This is a genomic window from Formicincola oecophyllae (assembly GCF_006542395.2).
GTDB lineage: Bacteria > Pseudomonadota > Alphaproteobacteria > Acetobacterales > Acetobacteraceae > Formicincola > Formicincola oecophyllae.
On sequence record NZ_CP038231.1, the window covers coordinates 641,571 to 660,820 of the forward strand.

Annotated in this window: 17 protein-coding genes and 1 tRNA gene; 10 read left to right on the forward strand and 8 right to left on the reverse strand. The window is 60.2% G+C overall.

The annotated features are described in order from the left end of the window. Positions 1-120: 120 nt before the first annotated feature. The 5 genes from E3E12_RS02900 to E3E12_RS02920 are packed head-to-tail and all read right to left on the reverse strand — an operon-like array spanning position 121 to position 4,411. Positions 121-672 (reverse strand): GNAT family N-acetyltransferase, encoded by a 552-nt coding sequence (locus E3E12_RS02900; protein WP_206338660.1) that lies wholly within the window; start codon positions 670-672, stop codon positions 121-123. Further along, positions 669-1,745, reverse strand: a complete 1,077-nt coding sequence (locus tag E3E12_RS02905; RefSeq protein ID WP_141442968.1) for a DMT family transporter — start codon at positions 1,743-1,745, stop codon at positions 669-671. The genes E3E12_RS02900 and E3E12_RS02905 overlap by 4 nt, the downstream gene beginning before the upstream one ends. Next, positions 1,742-1,954, reverse strand: a complete 213-nt coding sequence (locus E3E12_RS02910; protein ID WP_141442969.1) for a hypothetical protein — start codon at positions 1,952-1,954, stop codon at positions 1,742-1,744. Before E3E12_RS02910 ends, E3E12_RS02905 begins: the two co-directional genes overlap by 4 nt. A 54-nt stretch (positions 1,955-2,008) precedes the next feature. Continuing rightward, positions 2,009-3,403, reverse strand: coding sequence for a glycosyltransferase family 4 protein (locus E3E12_RS02915; protein ID WP_240810550.1), 1,395 nt, complete (start codon positions 3,401-3,403; stop codon positions 2,009-2,011). 18 nt (positions 3,404-3,421) lie between these two features. After that, entirely contained in the window at positions 3,422-4,411 is a 990-nt protein-coding gene (locus E3E12_RS02920; protein WP_141444024.1) for a hypothetical protein, read from the reverse strand. Between the two features lie 602 nt (positions 4,412-5,013). Between E3E12_RS02920 and dnaK the strand changes: the two genes are divergently transcribed. From dnaK to E3E12_RS02970, 10 genes are all read left to right on the forward strand, one after another. Continuing rightward, positions 5,014-6,897 (forward strand): molecular chaperone DnaK, encoded by a 1,884-nt coding sequence (gene dnaK / locus E3E12_RS02925; protein ID WP_141442970.1) that lies wholly within the window; start codon positions 5,014-5,016, stop codon positions 6,895-6,897. A 270-nt stretch (positions 6,898-7,167) separates the two neighbouring features. Continuing rightward, positions 7,168-8,409, forward strand: a complete 1,242-nt coding sequence (dnaJ, locus tag E3E12_RS02930) for a molecular chaperone DnaJ (RefSeq protein WP_141442971.1) — start codon at positions 7,168-7,170, stop codon at positions 8,407-8,409. Between the two features lie 64 nt (positions 8,410-8,473). Next, the gene (gene dapB, locus E3E12_RS02935; protein WP_141442972.1) at positions 8,474-9,307 is read left to right on the forward strand and encodes a 4-hydroxy-tetrahydrodipicolinate reductase; all 834 of its coding nucleotides are present in this window, start codon (positions 8,474-8,476) and stop codon (positions 9,305-9,307) included. A 281-nt stretch (positions 9,308-9,588) separates the two neighbouring features. Beyond that, complete coding sequence (locus E3E12_RS02940) at positions 9,589-9,798, forward strand: hypothetical protein (RefSeq protein WP_141442973.1); 210 nt, start codon at positions 9,589-9,591, stop codon at positions 9,796-9,798. A gap of 47 nt (positions 9,799-9,845) precedes the next feature. Next, complete coding sequence (gene metK, locus E3E12_RS02945) at positions 9,846-11,030, forward strand: methionine adenosyltransferase (protein ID WP_141442974.1); 1,185 nt, start codon at positions 9,846-9,848, stop codon at positions 11,028-11,030. Positions 11,031-11,158: 128 nt separating this feature from the next. Next, entirely contained in the window at positions 11,159-11,944 is a 786-nt protein-coding gene (trmB, locus tag E3E12_RS02950) for a tRNA (guanine(46)-N(7))-methyltransferase TrmB (protein ID WP_141442975.1), read from the forward strand. A gap of 177 nt (positions 11,945-12,121) precedes the next feature. Continuing rightward, a complete protein-coding gene (locus E3E12_RS02955) occupies positions 12,122-13,753 on the forward strand; it encodes an electron transfer flavoprotein-ubiquinone oxidoreductase (protein ID WP_141444025.1) in 1,632 nt (543 codons plus the stop codon). Between the two features lie 124 nt (positions 13,754-13,877). After that, positions 13,878-14,633: an electron transfer flavoprotein subunit beta/FixA family protein gene (locus E3E12_RS02960; protein WP_141444026.1), complete on the forward strand. Its 756-nt coding sequence runs from the start codon at positions 13,878-13,880 to the stop codon at positions 14,631-14,633. Continuing rightward, entirely contained in the window at positions 14,633-15,598 is a 966-nt protein-coding gene (locus E3E12_RS02965; RefSeq protein WP_141442976.1) for an electron transfer flavoprotein subunit alpha/FixB family protein, read from the forward strand. Before E3E12_RS02960 ends, E3E12_RS02965 begins: the two co-directional genes overlap by 1 nt. A 94-nt stretch (positions 15,599-15,692) precedes the next feature. Beyond that, positions 15,693-15,769 (forward strand) — tRNA-Pro (locus tag E3E12_RS02970). Between the two features lie 91 nt (positions 15,770-15,860). Here E3E12_RS02970 and hemH read toward each other — a convergent pair. The 3 genes from hemH to E3E12_RS02985 all read right to left on the reverse strand — a co-directional run bounded on the left by hemH (position 15,861) and on the right by E3E12_RS02985 (position 18,913). Then, positions 15,861-16,904 carry a ferrochelatase gene (hemH, locus tag E3E12_RS02975; protein WP_240810552.1) on the reverse strand — a complete coding sequence of 348 codons (1,044 nt, stop codon included), beginning with the start codon at positions 16,902-16,904 and terminating at the stop codon, positions 15,861-15,863. Then, the gene (locus E3E12_RS02980) at positions 16,901-17,965 is read right to left on the reverse strand and encodes an aspartate-semialdehyde dehydrogenase (RefSeq protein ID WP_141442977.1); all 1,065 of its coding nucleotides are present in this window, start codon (positions 17,963-17,965) and stop codon (positions 16,901-16,903) included. Before E3E12_RS02980 ends, hemH begins: the two co-directional genes overlap by 4 nt. Before the next feature lie 270 nt (positions 17,966-18,235). Then, on the reverse strand, positions 18,236-18,913 hold the full coding sequence (locus E3E12_RS02985) for a 2OG-Fe(II) oxygenase family protein (protein WP_141442978.1): 678 nt from the start codon (positions 18,911-18,913) through the stop codon (positions 18,236-18,238). Between the last annotated feature and the right edge of the window lie 337 nt (positions 18,914-19,250).

A 19,250-nucleotide genomic window follows, 5' to 3' on the forward strand; every position in this document is an offset into this window, starting at 1 on the left:
TTGGTTCAGGGGTGGGGTGGAACTTATAGCCCAATGGCACTTGGATGGGCAGCCTGCAGCCTCCCCTCTTTTTCAGGACAACATCACAGGACACCCCCCGTAAGGCATCCCCAGCAACCCTCACATAGTCCCGCCATCCTTCAGGAGGTAGGTGACTGTTTTGGCACCCCCATGAAGGGTACCACGTCCCACAGGCCTGAACCCTAAAGCGGCATGGAAAGCGTCTGAGGCGGGGTTGGGCGGCTGATGGTTGACCTCGCACACAAGTCGGTTTTGGACTGCAGTCGCCATGGCTTTCCACAAATCGCGGTAAAGCTCCCTGCCCAATCCCCGCCCCTGTGCGGCATCAGCCACGCAGATGCGATCAAGATAGATGAAACGCCGCCAGCACCAGCGTCGCTTGAACCACCTGAAATTGGGATTGTCGTATAAAGCGTCCTGGTCCATGGCCCATGCAAAAGCCAGCAAGGGCCTGCCGGGACCTTGACCCCTGATTTGGCGCGCCCACCAGCTTAGACCCAACAAAGCACGGAGCCCCTCCCCATCCAGCCATGACAATTCACGGGCATGATGGTTATTGAGCGTTAAAATCGCTCCTTCATCCGCAAGCTTGATGGGTTGGGGGTGTTCGCCTGAAAGCGCACTGCCCTGGCTCAGTCCCAGCTGACTCAATGGGATTCTCCCTTGCTGCTATTAGGCGCAAGCAAAGGCGCTGCCGCAGCTTGGGCAGCGCTGCGGTAAGGCCAGCGCCGCATGGCAGCGCCGCGCAGGGTGCGGCGCAGATGGGGCCAGTTCGGGCGCAGTTCTGAAAAGAACACGCCTGTCACGATGCACCCTGCCCCCACTATAGTCATGGGCCCCAGCGGTTCCCCCATGAGGCGCCCAATCAGCCCACCCCAGATGGGCTCGGTGGAATAAATCATGGTGGCGCGCGTGGCGGAAACTGACTTCTGCGCCCAGCTCATCACCAACTGCACCACAGCGCTGAGAAGTCCCATGGCGATGGCGCACCAAACCCAAGGCGCGTGGAAGGAAGGGAGTTTCTCCCCGCTGAACACCATGGCCACCGCAGCCACTAAGGCCCCAGACAACAGCTGAACGATAGTCAGCCGGCGCGGGTTGGCACCAAGGGCAAACATACTGATGAGCAGGATCTCAAACGCGAAGGCAATGGTGCCAACCAGCGTGTAGACATCACCTGTGGAAAAGTGCAGGCCGCTTTTCTGCGGACCAGCCAGCAGCACCAACCCCGTGAAGGCAAAGGCGATGCCCACCCAGCTCATCAGGCTGGGGGCCTTTTTCTGCACAAGCCATTGCAATAACGGCACCAAGGGTACGTAAAGCGCCGTCAAAAAAGCGGAACGGCTTGAGGGTATCGTCTCAAGCCCCGTGCTTTGGAGCATATACCCTGCCGCCAGAGCCAGCCCAATCAAGCTGCCGTGAATGACCTCACTTTTACGCATGCCGCGAATGCAGCTGACACCTGTCATCAAGAAAACGAAAAAAGCCGCGATCAGGAAACGTACAGCCACAAAAAAACAGGGTCCACAGGATTCCATCGCCAGGTGCAACACATAGTAGGTGCCACCCCAGAACATGGTAACCACCGCTAATGCCCCTTCCTGGGGGGTGGGGATAAGGTGGGCTAGCCTGTTCCAGAGCCCCTTGGAGCGTGTGGTTGGCCCCACAGCTTCAGCGTTGGGTGCTGGGGAGGTGCTCGCAGCCCCTTTACCATCCCCCTTCATGAAGGATGGCCAGAAGGAGCGGTTTGGCCGCTTGGCATGGGGGTGGGCTTTTCCAGGGCAGCCTGGGCGCGGGCCTGCGCTTTGCGGCGTAGCAAATTGGCGCGCAGGGCTTCAGCCTGGCGGCGCGTGCGTTCTGCCTCCCGCTCCAGGGCCTTGGGGGTGCGATGGGGGCGGGCAGGTGGGGCTGCCTGGGAGGTAGTGTCAGTCATGGGCGGTCATCCAATGGCAAGGGGTTGATCTGATGGCCTTGCCCAAGCTGTTTTTCAAGTGATTTTCCATGTGCCGCCAGCATCAAGGTCATTTTCCAGCGCCTTGACGAAACGTTGGGCCAGATGGGTTCCCAAGAGTTCGTCATACACCGTCAAGGTCTGCATCTGCATGCGTACAGTGCTGAAATGCTCCTGGGCATGGTGGCGCGCCAACTGCCCAGCTTCTACCAAAGCGCTGGGGCGCTCCCCCGGTGCGGGTGGGGAAAGGCTCGCCACCAAGCCGCCCTCCTCCTGTACCTCTTCCAAAATGAGGCTGATAGCGTCAGCCAAGGCCTTCTCATCGCCAGGGGGCACAAGGAGTCCTGTTTCGCCATTGAGGATGGTTTCGATGAAGCCACCATGGTTGCTGGCCACAACCATACGCTCCATGAACTGGGCCTCCACCGCCACGCGTCCGAAAGGCTCCGGGCTGAGGCTTGGCGCCACCACCAAGGTGGAGAGGACATAGGCTGCTGGCATGTCATCACAGGCTCCAACAAAGCGCAGCCTGTCGGTCAAGGTCAGGGTCTTGCCCTGCTGGGGGGTGCCTTTGCTGAAAAGCTCCTTGTCCAGCTTGCCGGCCATGGCGTAGAGGCGCTTAGCGTAGGCTGGATCCGTCTCAGGCCCAGCCAGAACACAGTACCAGGGCTCAGGGTGGCGCCGCACCAGGTCAGCCAAGGCAGCCATGAGGACATGTTGGCCTTTCCAGGGGGTCAGGCGTCCTGGTGCCAAGATGACGGGCACGTCAGGTGGCAGTGACCAGGCATCCAGCAAGGCCTGCACCCGGTTGCCCGTCACAAGGACAGGGTCAAAACGCGATCCTGCCCCACGCGGGATCAAGCGCAGGCGCTCGGTGGCGTCAGGGTGGGCTTTCTCAATCATGGCCTGCATGTGTTTGGAAACCGTGATGATACGGTCTGCATGAACCAGCCCAGAATTGTAGAACCGCTTGAACAATCCGCCATTGGTCGCACGCACCTGGTGCAGCCCATGCCAGGTGGTGACTAAGGGCACCTTCTCCGCTTTGCAGGCCGCGGCCGCAACCCAACTTGGCCAGCGCGAGCGCGCATGCACAAGCTTCACTTTGTTGCGCCTAATGAGGCGCCGCACCGCCCGCACCGCCCGCCAATAGGCCAAGGGGGAGGCGCTTTTGCCCAAATCCAACGGAATATGCTCCCCCCCGCCAAGGCGCAGCCTATTCAACAATGGCCCCCCTTTGGAGGCGACAAGGGCGTGGGCGCCAGCGGTGCTGAGGGCTGACGCCATCTCCACCGCTCCTTCTTGTGCGCCGCCATGGCTGAGGTCAGGCAGGAGCTGCAGCACATTCAAGGGCTCGGCCAAGGGCTTCAACATGGCTATGGCTGAAGGGGGTGGAGGCGTGGCGCCTGAACGCGGCGATACGGGCTGCATGTTACTTCTCCCTGTCCTTCAACCGCCCACCGGAATGGTGACAATGGCCCCTGTGCCGCGTGTTGTAGCGGCCAGCGCTGTCAGAACCTGCACCATGGTGAACGCTTCCTTGCTTTTGAAATCATCATCGCTGATCCAGTACCAGTAGCCCTTGTATTCCACTGCGGCATAGGCATCTGCTGGGGCGCTTGAGCCTGAATGAATGATGACGTCAGGCCGGTTGCCCAGCTCTATCTGGGCGATCGTGGGCATTGTCTTACCAGATTTCACCGCTTCCGCAGGTACTTCAATGCCATAGGCAAGCTGAGTGAGGATGGCTAGCATGGACCGCGTGAGGATGGCGACCTGACCTGGCTTTTCAGGGTAAGGGCCGTAGATCACCTCCGCCACCTGGGCGTCAGGGGAAAGATGGAGGAGGGAACGCACCTCAGCTTGCGTCTTCTTCAAGGCACTGTCGGTGGTGGGCACCAGCACCATCCAAGCCCGTGATGGGCCATGGCCATTGCCAGCTGCTGGATTGGCTGGCTTAGCGGTTGGAGCCGCAGGCGGGCTGGTGGTTTCCGAACTGATGCGAATGGTCAAGGCGCCACCGATCTGGAGTTGGCGCAAATCATGCAAAAGCAGGAAGAAGCGCACATTAGCCCCCCCAAACGGCCCCGCTAGGGGGCTGCGTACATTGGACATGCCGTCAATGGATTGCGCTGTAAGGCGCAGAAGCATGTCCATGGGCATACTGCCCAGCGACAGGGGAAGCACCATGGCCGGGCTGATGGGGCGGACGATGTTCTCTGCATATTGTTGGCCCGTCAGGGGCTGGTAGGTAATGGTCGGGCTTTCAGAAAGGGTGGCGCTACCCTGACCGAACAAATAGGTGGCGGCCGCCCCCAGCGGGTAGCCATAAGCACCCCCTGAAACGCTGCGCGATAGGTTGTAGCCTGAAATGACCTGGGTGGTGTCCAGAAACGTGGGTGGGTCTGCATAACGCAGACGCACGATGTTGAGCAGCATCTCACGTTTGAGCGATTGCCCAAGCGCCTTGGAGTAACCAAGCTGGTCGCTTTCAAGCCGCCCTGGCCCCAGCCCCAGGCAGCCACCGTTGCCCAAAACCAACGCCAGCCCTATGGCCAGGCTGCGCCTTGCCAGGGCGTTGGCACCTTTCCACAGCCTTTCCAAGGGCTCAAACCATTTGGGTGCAAGGCGGCACTTAAGCTCCCAGCCCCATTTGCGCCGTGCATTGCCTAGCCAACTGTCCAATGCACCGCTCCTCACGCCCTGCCAACAATAAACTCTCCGCGCCACCCAGCAGGCACGCCAGCGTGCAGAATAGGGAATTTCCCTCCAAGACCCAAAACATCCTTAGAAAGTTCATAAAGTTCATTGGCAAGGCAACTGCCCCTGCCAGCAAACCTCTCACGAAAAGGTTTCAAAATAGCCTTTCAAAAGCGCGTGAAATCGTATCTTGAGGCCTTGAAACCCTTTTGACCCTCCCCAAATCCAGTGCAGGAAGGCCGGTGACGGCCAAAGGCACGCCCTGCCAGGGCGCTCTGCCTGAAGCAGGGCGGGCAACCAGGCGTGTCCATCCACCCTTAATTCAAGGATCGACGAAGCACATGAGCAAAATCATTGGCATCGACCTCGGCACTACCAACTCTTGCGTTGCGGTGCAGGAAGGCGACAAAACAAAAGTCATTCCCAACGCTGAAGGTCAAGCCACAACCCCTTCCGTTGTGGGCTTCACCAAAAACGGCATCCTGGTTGGCCAGGCCGCCAAGCGCCAGGCCGTGACTAACCCCCTCAACACCATTTTCTTCGTCAAGCGCCTTGTTGGCCGCAAGTTCAGCGACCCTGAAGTGCAGGAAGACATGAAGCTGGTGCCCTATAAAATCATCTCAGGCCCCAACGGTGACGCCTGGGTTGAGGTTGAGGGCAAGGAGTACTCCCCAGCGCAGATTTCCGCCTATGTGCTGAAAAAACTCAAGGAGGATGCTGAAGCCTACCTTGGCCATGAAGTCAAGGAAGCCGTCATCACCTGCCCGGCCTACTTCAACGATGCCCAGCGCCAAGCCACCCGTGACGCTGGCAAGATTGCCGGCCTTGACGTCAAGCGCATCATCAACGAGCCGACTTCCGCCGCCCTGGCCTACGGCCTGGAGAAGCAGAACGCTGGCCACGTCGTGGTCTACGACCTTGGTGGCGGCACCTTTGACGTCTCCATCCTGGATGTGGCCGATGGCACCATCGAGGTGATGTCCACCAACGGTGACACCTTCCTGGGTGGCGTTGACTTCGACATGGCTGTGGTCAAGTGGCTCATCGAGACCTTCAAGGAGAAAGAGGGCATCGACCTGAGCGGCGACAAAATGGCCATGCAGCGCCTGATGGAAGCCGCCGAGAAGGCCAAGATCGAGCTCTCTTCCGCCATGGAGACCGAGATCAACCTGCCCTTCATCACCGCTGACGCCACAGGTCCTAAACACCTGGTCATCACCCTGACCCGCGCTAAGCTGGACGCCCTGTGCGAGCCACTTGCCAAGAAGACCCTGGGCCCCTGCAAGAAAGCGCTTGAAGACGCCGACCTGACGGTCAAGGACATCAAGGGCGTGATTTTGGTCGGTGGCCAGACTCGTATGCCCCTCATCATTGAGACGGTGAAGGAGTTCTTCGGCAAGAACCCTGAGCGCAACGTTAACCCTGATGAAGTCGTTGCCATTGGTGCCGCCATTCAGGGTGCCATCCTGAAAGGTGACGTCAAGGACGTCCTGCTGCTGGACGTCACGCCGCTTTCGCTGGGCATTGAGACCCTGGGTGGCGTGATGACGCGCCTCATTGACCGCAACACCACCATCCCAACGCAGAAGAGCCAGACCTTCTCCACTGCTGAGGACAACCAGCCTGCCGTGACCATCAAGGTCTACCAGGGCGAGCGTGAACTGGCTGCCGACAACAAGCTGCTTGGCGAGTTCAACCTCAACGACATTCCGCCCGCGCCGCGTGGCACGCCGCAGATTGAAGTGACCTTTGACGTTGACGCCAACGGCATCGTCAATGTTTCTGCCAAAGACAAGAAGACCGGCAAGGAGCAGAAGATCACCATCCAGGCGCAGTCTGGCTTGACGGACGTTGACATCGACAAGATGATCAAGGACGCCGAAGCCAACGCTGAGCAGGACAAGAAGCGCCGTGAGCTGATCGAGCAGCGCAACATCGCCGATTCCCTCATCCACCAGACCCGCAAGGCCCTGGAGGAAGGTGGCGACAAAGTTGCCGCTGATGTGAAGGCTGAGGCCGAGAAAGCCATTGAGGAAGCCGAGGCCGCCAAGGGCGGTGAGGACATCGAAGCCATCAAGAAGGCCGCTGGCCTCCTGCAGGCCGCGATGACCAAGGTTGCCCAGGCTGAGGGTCCCAAAGCTGAAGCCGAAGCCAAGGCTGAGGAAAAAGCGGACGTGGTCGATGCGGAGTTCGAGGAGCTCCCTGACGACGAGCAGAAGAAATAAGTTCTTCGCTTGCTGGTGCTCCCCCTTGTTTGGTGGGGGCACTAGCCCCTGTGAGGGAGGCGCTGCGCCAGCACCCTGAGTGGTTGCTGGCACAGCGCCTTTTTCATGCGCGCGGTTTTATCAAGCGCGCTGAATGGCCAATGGCCCCAGGCGCTTTCCAAAATCCATGCGTTGCACATCATCCCCCATGACCCCATCTACAACCCACAGATCAGATCATGATCATCCAGCCCCCTTCCGTTCACCAGCACAAGGACGAGCCTGAACGCCATGGCAACCCGCATTGATTATTACCAGATTCTTGAAGTTTCCCGGACGGCAAGCGGGGCCGAGATCAAGAAGGCCTTCCGGCGCCAGGCCCTGCGCTGGCATCCGGACCGCAACCCCGACAACCCCGAGGCTGAACGCAAGTTCCGTGAAATCAATGAAGCTTATGAAGTCCTCAAGGACGATCAGAAACGGGCTGCCTATGACCATTACGGCCCAGAGGCCTTCCAGAATGGCGGTTCCGGTGGCAACCCGTTCGGCGGGGGTAATCCTTTTGGCGGTGGCAACCCCTTTGGCGGTATGGGTGGCGCCGCTGGATTGGGGGATTTGTTTGAACAGATGTTCGGCGCTGCAGGCGGCATGGGTGGCGCTGGGCCCAAAGCGCGCCAGCGCGCCACCAAAGGCGCTGATGTTCAAGTTAACGTGAACATCACATTGGAAGAGGCCTTCAGCGGCACCACTAAGAACGTTCCCCTCTACCTGCGCCAGGAATGCAGTGTTTGTGAAGGTAGCGGTTCCTCCGTTAAGGGGGAGCGCCGCGAAACCTGCCCCACATGCCGTGGGCGCGGCGCCGTTCGGGCCCAGCAGGGCTTTTTCATCATGCAGCGCGCTTGCCCTGAATGCCATGGGGCTGGCCATGTGGTGAAGCACCCTTGCACCCATTGCGATGGCACGGGCGTTGCCGAAGCTGAGAAAACCCTTTCCGTAGACATCCCCCCTGGCGTGGAGAACGGCACCCGCATGCGCTTGGCGGGCCAAGGGGAAGCGGGCCAGGATGGCCACCCAGCTGGTGACCTTTACATCATTGTCGGTGTGGAGGAAGACGCCCGTTTCCAGCGCCAGGGGCAGGACTTGCACTGCCATGAGCGCATCGCCATGACGTTGGCTGCCCTGGGGGGGGAGACGGACGTCACGTTGATTGAAGGCACCAAAGGGCGCTTGCAGGTGCCAGCAGGTACTGGCAATGGCGCCTTACTGCGCCTGCGCGGCAAAGGCATGCCTGCCCTGAGTGGTGGCGCGCGCGGTGACCTGATTGTTCATGTTCAGGTGGACGTCCCACGTGACCTCACAGCAAAGCAGCGTGAACTCTTAGAAGCGTTCAGGGAACTGGAAAACCCAGCTGCTGCCGCTGAGGAGGGCGCCGCTTCCCAAAGCGCCACTGAAAGCGGTGGAGCTGACGCCCCAGCTAAGGAAAAGCCCAGCTTGCTGCAGCGCTGGTTTGGCACCCCTGAAGCTGAGGACTGATTACGCCACCCTTCCCGCCAGCCCCTTTCATGCCAACCCCTTTACGTGAGTGCAGGAACACGTCATGACCACCACAGCAACCAAACCCGCCCCCCTTCGCCTTGGCATCGCTGGCATTACGGGGCGCCTTGGCCACCTGATCGCGCAGGAAGCCCTCAAACCCCATTCAGGCTTCACCTTGGCTGGGGGGCTGACGCGCCACCCTGAACAGGCCAAAGGCCTGGTGCCTGAAGGCACGTTGCTGACCAACAACCCTCATGACCTGGCCCAGTCTTGCGATGTTCTGGTTGATGTCAGCCATCATGCCCAAACCATCCCCCTGGCAGAGGCCTTGATGGCTGTGCGCCAAGCTGGCCATAAGGTCAGTTGGGTTCTGGGCACCACCGGCCTGGGCGGCCAGGAGCAGGCGGCCCTCCAATCAGCTGCCCAGGGGCTGCCTGTTTTGGTGGCAGCCAATTTCTCCCCAGCGCTGACAGCGCTCCTCACCTTGGCCAGGCAGCTTGGCGCTACTTTGCCTGCTGAGGACTATGACGCTGAAATCATGGAAATTCACCACCGCCATAAAAAGGACGCCCCTTCGGGTACAGCTTTGGCTATTGGCCACGCCGTGGCTGAGGGGCGCGGGGTGGATTTCGAACAGGCCAAGCGAATTGACCAGAACAGCCCGCGCACAGATCACAAAGGGGCCATTGGCTTCGCCTCCATGCGGGGCGGGGCGGTGGTGGGACTGCATGATTTGCGTTTCCTGGGCGATGATGAGGAAATCACCCTCTCGCACCGTGCGTTGGACAGGCGCGTCTTCGCTCGCGGCGCCCTTCTGGCAGCACGCTGGCTAGGGGCGCCAGGCCGCGCTTCAGGACTTTACGGCATGGCAGACGCTTTGGGGCTAAAGTGGTGATCAGCCTCCCCACCAAGTAAAAGCTTTGTCATGTGCGCCATGCCTATGAGGTGCCTTGAAACTGGCCTCCTTAAACGCGCCTCCAGGTCATGTCCGCCTGGAAGGCACTTTGGCGCCCTTTCAGGGACAAGGGTGGCCCAACATTCTGGAGAGCAAGGCTAATCTTGAATGCGTTTCACCTATCACGGCGCCAAATCGTGCTTTGGCTTAACCCTTGACCTTGATGCGTAATTCCTTCATGCGGAAGGTTCAAACCAACCGCACGGAGCATTTTGGTTTCCATGGCGCCTGCGGGGGCTAACCCCTCCGCACCATTCCAGCGCAGCTTCTACACGCAGCTGCCCGGCCCAGCCAGCGTTCAGCTGGCGGCCTTGGTCGCCCAACCTGCTTCGCTGCCTGACATCCAGACGGCCCAGCCTGCCCCGGACTGGCGTGTGTCCGCCTGCCGTTTCCGCCGCCTAGGCTGCCCACCGCAGCAAGGTTGCGGCTGACAAAGGGTTGCGGTCCCCCCATCACTCATTCCCTGAGAGGTCCCTGAGTGCGTAATCACGGCGATTTCCTTTTCACGTCCGAATCCGTTTCGGAAGGCCACCCTGATAAGGTGGCAGACCGCATTTCCGACACGGTTCTTGATGCCTACCTTGAAGCTGACCCTGAAGCCCGCGTGGCCTGCGAAACCCTTGTCACCACCAACCGGGTGGTCCTGGCAGGGGAAGTACGCGGCCCCGACCATGTTGCAGCAACCCTGATTGACCGCGCCCGCGAGGCTATCAAGGACATTGGCTACGACCAGGAGGGGTTCTCCTGGCGCAAGGCCGACATCGCCAACCACCTCCATGCCCAAAGCGCCGACATTGCCCAAGGCGTTGACAGCGCAGGCGACAAAGACGAGGGCGCTGGCGATCAGGGCATCATGTTTGGTTACGCCACACGCGAAACCGACAGCATGATGCCAGCCCCCATCCATTACTCCCATGGCATCCTGGAACGCCTGCATGATTGGCGCCACAATGGTGACGAACGCGGCCGTGGCCTTCAGCCTGACGCCAAAAGCCAGGTCACGCTGCGCTACGTGGACGGCAAGCCTGTGGGCGCCACCTCTGTTGTGGTTTCCACCCAGCATGATGAAGGCATGAGCCAGTCCGCCATTCGTGACATGGTACGCAAAGCCGTCACCGAGACCTTGCCTGAAGGCTGGATGTGCCCTGAGGAAAGCTTCTACGTGAACCCCACGGGCAATTTCGTTATCGGTGGGCCAGATGGTGATGCCGGCCTCACGGGGCGGAAAATCATTGTGGACACCTATGGCGGCGCAGCCCCCCATGGTGGTGGGGCCTTCTCTGGCAAAGACCCCACGAAGGTTGACCGCTCAGCTGCCTATGCCGCCCGCTACCTAGCCAAGAACGTTGTGGCCGCAGGCCTGGCAGACCGCTGCACTATTCAGCTTTCCTATGCCATTGGCGTCTCCCGCCCGCTGTCCATCTATGTGGACCTTGACGGTACGGGCAAGGACGTGAACGAGGAGCGCCTGGCTAAGATCCTCAATGAAAGCATGGACCTTTCCCCGCGCGGCATCCGCAAGCACCTGCGCCTGAACCGTCCCATCTATGCCCGCACGGCCGCTTATGGTCATTTTGGCCGCACCCCTGATAAGGGCCGTGACGACTTCACATGGGAAAACACCGACCTGGCACCGGTGTTGCGTTCAGCCATGGGGCGCTGAAGCTCCCTAAGGTAAAGGTTGCTTACGCCAGCCGGTACCTAAGGGGCTGGGTCTTGCCTGGGATGGGCAAGGCCCTTATGGAGGGGGCGTGATTTACACTGCCCCACCACCCCCTTCTGGAAGACGCCATGACTGACCTTGCCGCCACCAATCAGGCTCCAGAGCAGACGTCATCCACCATCGCCCAACAGGCGCAAGGCACCAAGGCCCAGCCGGAACGCCTTTACGGGCGCCACCGCAGCCACCCCTTACGCGCACGCCAAGCTGTTCTGATGGAACGCGCCCTCCCCCGCATGCGCTTGGCAGACCCTGCCCACCCATTGGCGGGCATGAAAGGCAGCGCTGGCCAAACACCAAGGGAGCTTTACCTGGAAATCGGTTTTGGGGGTGGGGAACATGCGCGTGCCCAGGCGGCCCTCCATCCAGACGCTGGCTACATCGCCAGTGAAGTGTTTGAGAATGGCATTTGCTCCTTGCTTTCAGCGCTTGTGCCTGAAGGGCAAGAGGAAACCAGCCCACCACCCCCCAACCTGCGCCTGTGGCCTGATGACGCACGCGCCCTGCTGGATGAACTGCCTGCCCAGTGCCTTGACCGCGCTTACCTTATGTTCCCCGATCCATGGCCCAAGGCGCGCCATGCCAAGCGGCGCTTCATCCATCCAGACAACCTCAAACGCCTAGCTAGGCTCCTCAAGCCAGGCAGCATGTTCCGCATTGCCAGCGACCACCCCGTCTACCAGCAATGGGTGGATGAGGTGATGGCGCTCCTTGAAAGCCAGGCCCTCTTCACCTTGACCAGCCGTTCCGAGGGCCCAGAGCGCCCTGAAGGCTGGTCCCCCACCCGTTATGAGGCCAAGGCCCGCGCGGCTGGGCGGCAACCCTTTTATTGGACCTTCATGCGCGCCAAGGTCTGATTCCTTCCGGAAAATTCATCCCCATGCCATGGGAGGGCGCGCAAGTTAAGCGCAAACTACCTACCAGTCAGGCCTAGAAGGAGAGCTGCCATGATAGCCCCCACCCCCCAGCCTTCACCACAGCAAGTTCATGCTCCGGCCCTCCGCCCCTTGCCAGAAGGTGTAGAGCGTGAACGTATGCAGTTTGACGTGGTCGTGGCTGGGGGCGGTCCTGCAGGCCTTGCCGCCGCCATCAGACTGAAGCAACTGCAACCAGGCCTTTCCGTGTGCTTGATTGAAAAAGCTGCTGAGATTGGGGGGCAAGTGGTCTCTGGCGCTGTTATTGAGACCCGCGCCCTTGATGAGCTTCTGCCTGCTTGGCGCGAACTGGGCGCCCCCCTTGAAACGAAGGTCAATGAAGAATCCCTTCTGTTCCTGACTGCCAAGCGGGCCTTTCCCATTCCTGCCCTGCATTGGGCCATGCCGGACATGGACAACCGTGGCAATTACATCGTCTCCCTTGGCGATGTGTGCCGTTGGCTGGGTGAGCAGGCTGAAGCGCTGGGGGTGGATGTTTTCCCTGGCTTTGGCGGGGCGCATTTGGTGATTGAGCACAATGAAAGCGCCCACCCGCGCGTGGTGGGCGTCACCACAGGGGACATGGGGCGGCAGGCGGATGGCAGCCCTGGGCCCCAGTTTCAGCCTGGGGTCACCCTTGAAGCCAAGCAGGTCATCCTGGCCGAGGGCGCCCATGGCTCCCTTTCCGAGGAGGCCATGAGTCGCTTTTTCCTGCGCAAAGGCATTGACCCCCAAACCTACGGCCTTGGCATCAAGGAACTGTGGGAGGTGCCTGCAGCCCAGCACCGCCCAGGCTTTGTGCAGCACAGCTTTGGCTGGCCGCTTGACAGCCAAACCTACGGGGGCGCCTTCCTCTACCATTTTGGTCGGAACCTGGTGGCTTACGGTTTCGTGACGGGGCTTGATTACCGCAACCCTTACCTCTCCCCTTTTGAGGAGATGCAGCGCACTAAGAAACACCCAGCCTTCAGCAAGCACCTCAAAGGCGGCAAACGCCTGGCCTATGGTGCGCGCGCCCTCACGGAAGGGGGGCTACAGTGCTTGCCCCGCCTTACCTTCCCGGGAGGGGTGTTGGCTGGCGACAGCGCTGGTTTCCTCAATATGCCCAAAATCAAGGGCACGCACACCGCCATGAAGTCTGGCATGGTCGCAGCTGAAGCCGTGGTGGAGGCCCTGACCCAGAACGCGCCTGAAGCCACAAGCTACCAGCCCAGGCTGGAGCAATCCTGGCTGTGGGGTGAACTGCACCGCGCCCGCAACATCCGCCCTGCCTTCCACAAATGGGGCCTGTGGGGCGGTGCCCTTTACGCTGGGCTGGATGGCACGCTTCTGCGTGGCCACACCCCCTGGACACTGCACCACCACCAGCCGGACTGCGACCGGTTGCGCCATGCCGCTGACGCACGCCCCATCACCTATCCCGCGCCAGACGGCCTGTTGACATTCGACAAGCTATCCTCCCTGCAGCTGGCCAACATCAACCATGACGAAGGCCAACCAAGTCACCTGGTGATGCGCAACCCAGCCTTGTGGCGCGAAGTCAACCTCAACCAATACCAGGCGCCTGAAACCCGCTACTGCCCCGCAGCAGTCTATGAGGAGGACAAGGACGCCACCGGCAAGGCGTTCCTGCGCATCAACGCCTCCAACTGTCTGCAATGCAAAAGCTGCGCCATCAAGGACCCCACGCTCAACATCCATTGGACAGTGCCAGAAGGCGGCTCTGGCCCGTCCTATCCGCCAGGCATGTGAACCAACCTGCCAGGGCGTGCTATAAACCTCCCCCAGGCCCTGTCAGCCTTGCGGAACGCTTGCCACGCAATGGCTGGCGCCGCCCCACCCAAGCTTCATCAGTGGTGATTTCATGAGCCAACCCATCAAGATACTTGTGCCCGTCAAAAGGGTGGTTGACCACAACATCAAGCCGCGTGTGGCAGCCGATGGCACCAAGCTGGAGACAGCTGGCCTCAAACACGCCATGAACCCTTTTGATGAAGTGGCCCTGGAAGCGGCACTGCGCCTGAAGGAAAGCGGCAGCGCCACAGAAGTGGTCGCTGTGACCATGGGACCGCCGAAAGCCGTTGACGTCCTGCGCACGGCTTTGGCCATGGGCGCGACAGACGCCATCCTGGTTGCCATGCCGGAGGACGCGCCCCCCCCAGAGCCCCTCACCGTAGCTAAAGGCCTGGCTGCCCTGGTCAAGCGTGATGGCATGGGTCTGGTCATCATGGGCAAGCAGGCTTCAGATGACGACATGGGCGCCACAGGCCCCCTCCTGGCTGCCAAGCTGGGCTGGCCCCAAGCTACGTTCGCCAGTGCCCTGGGCATTAAGGATGGCGAAATATGGGTCAAGCGCGAAATCGATGGCGGCACTGAAACCATGGGACTTTCCCTGCCAGCCGTCATCACAGCTGACCTGCGCTTGAACGAGCCACGCTTTGCAACACTACCCAACATCATGAAAGCCCGCAAAAAACCCATTCAGACCATCCCCATGGCTGATCTGGGCATTGGGGCTGACCGGCGCCTTGAAACCATCAAGGTCAGTGAGCCCCCAGCACGCCAGGCTGGGCGCCGCTACCACTCCCCCCAGGAACTGGTCCAGGCCCTTAAGGAGGCAAAAGTCATCTGATGTCCATTCTCGTTCTGCTTGAAAACGACCACGGCACTGTGCGTCCTTCCAGCCTTTCAGCTTTGGCTGCCGCCCAGAAGCTGGCCGTGGCGGCCGGCACCCCTGGGGAAGTGGATGCTGTCCTATTTGAGGGGCAGCAAGACAAAGGCCACGCCAAAGCTGCTCCCGCAGCAGCCAAACTTGCTGGCGTGCGCAACCTCCATGTGGTGGATGGCCACCCCACAGCTGAGGCCGCAGCCCCCATCCTGGTAGACGTGGCCAAACAGCATGGCGCAAGCCATGTGGTGGCTGCCGCCAATGCTGTTGGCAAGAATGTCATTCCACGCGCTGCAGGCCTGGCAGACAGCCAACCTGTAACGGAAGTGGTAGCCATTGAGGGGGCGGACACCTTCACCAGGCCTGTTTACGCTGGCAGCGCCCTCATGACCGTGCGTTCCAAAAACCCTGTCCACTATCTTACTATTCGGCCAGGCTCCTTTGAAACCTCAGAAGCAGCGGGCAGTGGCAACGCCACTACCCATCAGCACCAGCCCCCCCACACCCCTCAGGCACGCCTGGAAAGTGTGGACATCACCACATCTGAGCGGCCAGACCTGGAGGCGGCGCGCGTGGTGGTGGCTGGCGGCAAGGGCTTGAAAGACGCTGAGCGTTTCAAGGCCCTTCTGGCCCCCTTGGCTGATGAACTGAATGCGGCCATTGGCGCCTCCCGTGCCGCTGTTGACGCTGACTTCGCCCCTAATGAGATTCAGGTGGGGCAAACTGGCAAAATCGTGGCGCCAGAGCTTTACGTGGCTGTGGCGATTTCAGGCGCTGTTCAGCATTTGGCTGGCATGAAGGACAGCAAGACCATCGTTGCCATCAACGCTGACCCTGACGCACCCATTTTCCAAGTCGCTGATTACGGCATCGTGGGGGACGCTTTTGAAATCGTTCCCGAACTGGTCAAGGCCATCAAAGCAGTTTGAGGGCCGCCAGGTTGAGCGGGGGAAAATCAAGGCAACGGCACTTTTCCCCTTGCTTTGCCAAGGGCTGGCGCGTATCAACGGGCCTGCACCGCGTCGGAGCGTAGCTCAGCCTGGTAGAGCACTGTGTTCGGGACGCAGGGGCCGGAGGTTCGAATCCTCTCGCTCCGACCAGCGATGCCATTATTTGCAAGCCCTGGCTGAATAAGTCAGGGCTTTTTTATACGGCAAGACCATAGCTGCAGCGGCACCACAGGCCACGCTTCTAAGGTTGTAGGGCAGGGTAACCTTGCAAAGCCTGCCGCACCACACTTTCCAAAGTGGCTATGCCCCCTGGAGATTCATTAAGGCATGGCACCGCCACAAAATCCTCCCCACCCGCAGCCAAGAAGCGCTGCTTAAGGTCACGGCCGATCTCATCAAGGGTTTCTATGCAATCAGCCATGAAGCCTGGCGTCGTCACCGCAATGCGTTTGATGCCACGCCCTGGCAAAGCTGTGACGACATCAACCGTTGACGGTTGCAACCAGGCATTGAAGCCAAAACGGGATTGATAAGTCAGCGGAACCTTGTTTTCAGGCCAACCCAAGGCTGCTGCCAGCGCCTTCACCGTGGCGGCGCATTCAAGCGGGTATGGATCGCCCTTTTCCACGTAGGAAAGAGGCAAACCGTGAAAAGAGGCCACCAGCAATTGGGGCTGCCAGGCCAAAGTAGCCAGGCTTTCGCGCACACGCCCTGCCAAGGCTTGAATGTAGGCGGGGTTGGTGGGGAAGGAAGGCAGCGTCATCACCGCTGGCTGGCGGCGTTCCTTCATCAACACCCTAAAAAGGGCGTCATTGGCTGTGGCATTGGTGGTGGCTGAATATTGTGGGAACAAGGGCAGCGCAATGATACGCCCGCAACCTTGCGCCACCAGCCTCTCCACTGCCTCTGCAATGGAAGGCCGGCCATAACGCATGGCCCAGGCCACTGGCACGTCATCACGGGCCAGGCGCTTGCCCAGGGCCGCTGCTTGGCGGCGCGTAATCACGCGCAAGGGGGAATCATTCTCCCCCTCATCCCATATGCGCTTGTAAAGCGCGCCACTGCGGAAAGGCCTGCTAAGCAGCACTACCCCTTCCAGAAGGGGCTTCCAGAGCCATGGCGTCAGCTCCACCACTCGCTGGTCTGAGAGGAACTCGCTGAGGAAAGAGCGCACAGAGCGGTAATCGGTGCCCTCTGGCGTGCCCAAAGCCATAAGGAGGACGCCCGTTCGGTCGCCCATGCCCTTCAACCCCTCAGGCAGGGCAAGAGGGGTTCCTATGGTCATTCAGGCTCAAGGGCGCGTTCACGCGGCTTCCAAAGCGATGAGCCAGCCCCCAGCAATTGGCGCGCTACCAACTCCTCAGCGATTTGAACGGCATTGAGGGCCGCACCTTTGCGCAGATTGTCTGACACGCACCAGAAAGCCAGCCCGTTCTCAACCGTTGGGTCACGGCGCAGGCGGGAAATATAGGTTGGATCCTCCCCCACGCATTCCAGGGGGGTCACGTAGCCGCCGTCCTCGTGCTTGTCCTGCACCACTACGCCTGGCGCGTTGCGCAGCGCTTCACGCGCGGCCTCCACGCTGACGGGGCGTGCGCACTCCACGCTGACAGCCTCTGAATGGCCGATGAACACAGGTACGCGCACGCACGTGGCCAGGACCTTGATGTCAGGATCGAGGATCTTGCGCGTTTCAACCGCCATTTTCCATTCCTCCTTGGTGGAGCCGTCCTCCATGAAGCGGTCAATGTGGGGAATGACGTTGAAGGCGATCTGCTTGGTGAACTGTTCCACCAAAGGGGCGTCATGAACGAAACTGCCCTTGGTCTGGTTGAACAGCTCGTCCATGGCGTCTTTGCCAGCGCCTGAAACAGCCTGATAGGTGGAAACCACTACACGCTTAATGCCGTAAAGGTCGTGCAAAGGCTTGAGCGCAAGGACGAGTTGCGCTGTGGAACAGTTGGGGTTGGCGATGATGCCGCGATGGGCCTTTTCCACCGCAGCGCCGTTGACTTCAGGCACTACCAGGGGAATGCCTGGCTCCATGCGGAAGTAAGACGTGTTGTCCACAACCACGCAGCGTGCGGCGGCAGCCTTGGGGGCATAGATTTTTGAAACGCTCGCCCCTGGGGAGAACAGCCCCAGGTCACAGCCTTTGAAATCGAAAGTCTCCAGATTCTGGACCTTCAGGACCTTCTTGTCCCCAAAGGAGACCTCACGCCCTGCTGAGCGCGCGCTGGCCAGCGGGATAACTTCAGATGCCGGGAAGTCCCGCTCTGCTAGAATCCGCAACATCTCACGCCCAACGGCACCTGTGGCGCCCACAACAGCTACTTTGTATCCCATGGTACCGAGCCCCGTTTTCTACACTGCTCTGATGCGTGGCGGCCGCCGCCCTGTCTACCTGCCCTTGCCACACTTTGGAAGTTGCCAGGCAGCACAGGGCAATGTGGCGCAAAAACGCCGCGAATGGCTTGGCGGCTCAAGACATGCGGCCTTTGTGAACAGGTTATGAACCATGCCCCACCAACCCAAGCCAAGCAAGGCGCCAAGGACATTTCTTTAAATCCGCCATTCACCCTTCAAAAAGAGTGCCTTCAAAAACCCTGGCTGGTTTCAGCGCTTAAAGCGTTTCCACACAGCTGAGAGATGATGGCGAAAAATTTCGTAACGCGCCTTGATGTCGCCTGTCATATAGTTGAGCTGAATGGAAAGGCGTGGGCCGACATGGGGCAAATGACCATGCCAGCTGTCTGGGCCATTGGGAAAAACCACCAGCGTACCGCCAGTTGGCAGAATCTCGCGGGCGTAATTGTCCATGTCCCCCTCCCCATTGAGGAAGCGCAGGCACCCTTTGGAATCCATGAACTCGCGCTCAGGTGGGTTAAGGTAAAGCAGGATGGTCACCCGCTTGCAGGGGCTGTCACGGTGAATGCGCCCATCCTGGGGGCGTGTGTGGCCGCGCAAGGTCAGCATGGTGGGGGCCTGGTGCACGTCCAGGCCAAATTTATCACCGATGATGGCCTTGAGCTCAGGCCCTTCAAGTACCTGCAGGAAGCGCTCCAACGTTGGGGTCAGCTTAAGGGCGCCTGGAGGGTAGGAGCCGCCCGCCGGTATAGTTGGCATTTCCCGATTGATCACCAATACCTGCTCGGGGCTCAAGAAATCAGGCACGACCAGGTGGGGAGTGGGCAAGGCCATGATGTGCGCCTGGCGCACTGCTGCGAAATGGGGGGTAAGGGCGGCTTCACCAGCCCTGCCTGGTGTTGATAGTGCTTGCTGAAAGCTCGTCATGGCGGTCCTCCCACGCGGGCAGGACATGGCAATGGCCTGCAAATGGCGCCCATGCTGCCTGAGGCCGCCACGGCCCACAAGAACTGGTAGTGGGGCCAAATCAATTATGAAGGGAATTTCACCCCCAGGACTGCTTATCATAGCTCTAATGGGGCGTCCTTAACAAAGGATTGCCCCCAACCCTGACCAAAGTAACGAAGTCCAACTGGCCATTTCAGCAAAGACGGTCAGCCATGCCTGCCCCAACCCCCCAGGGCATGCTATGATTCCCAAGGATATACCAGCCCAGAAGCGCCTTGGCCGTTGGGCTGGTGCTGTTGGGTTGGCCTGAACAGGC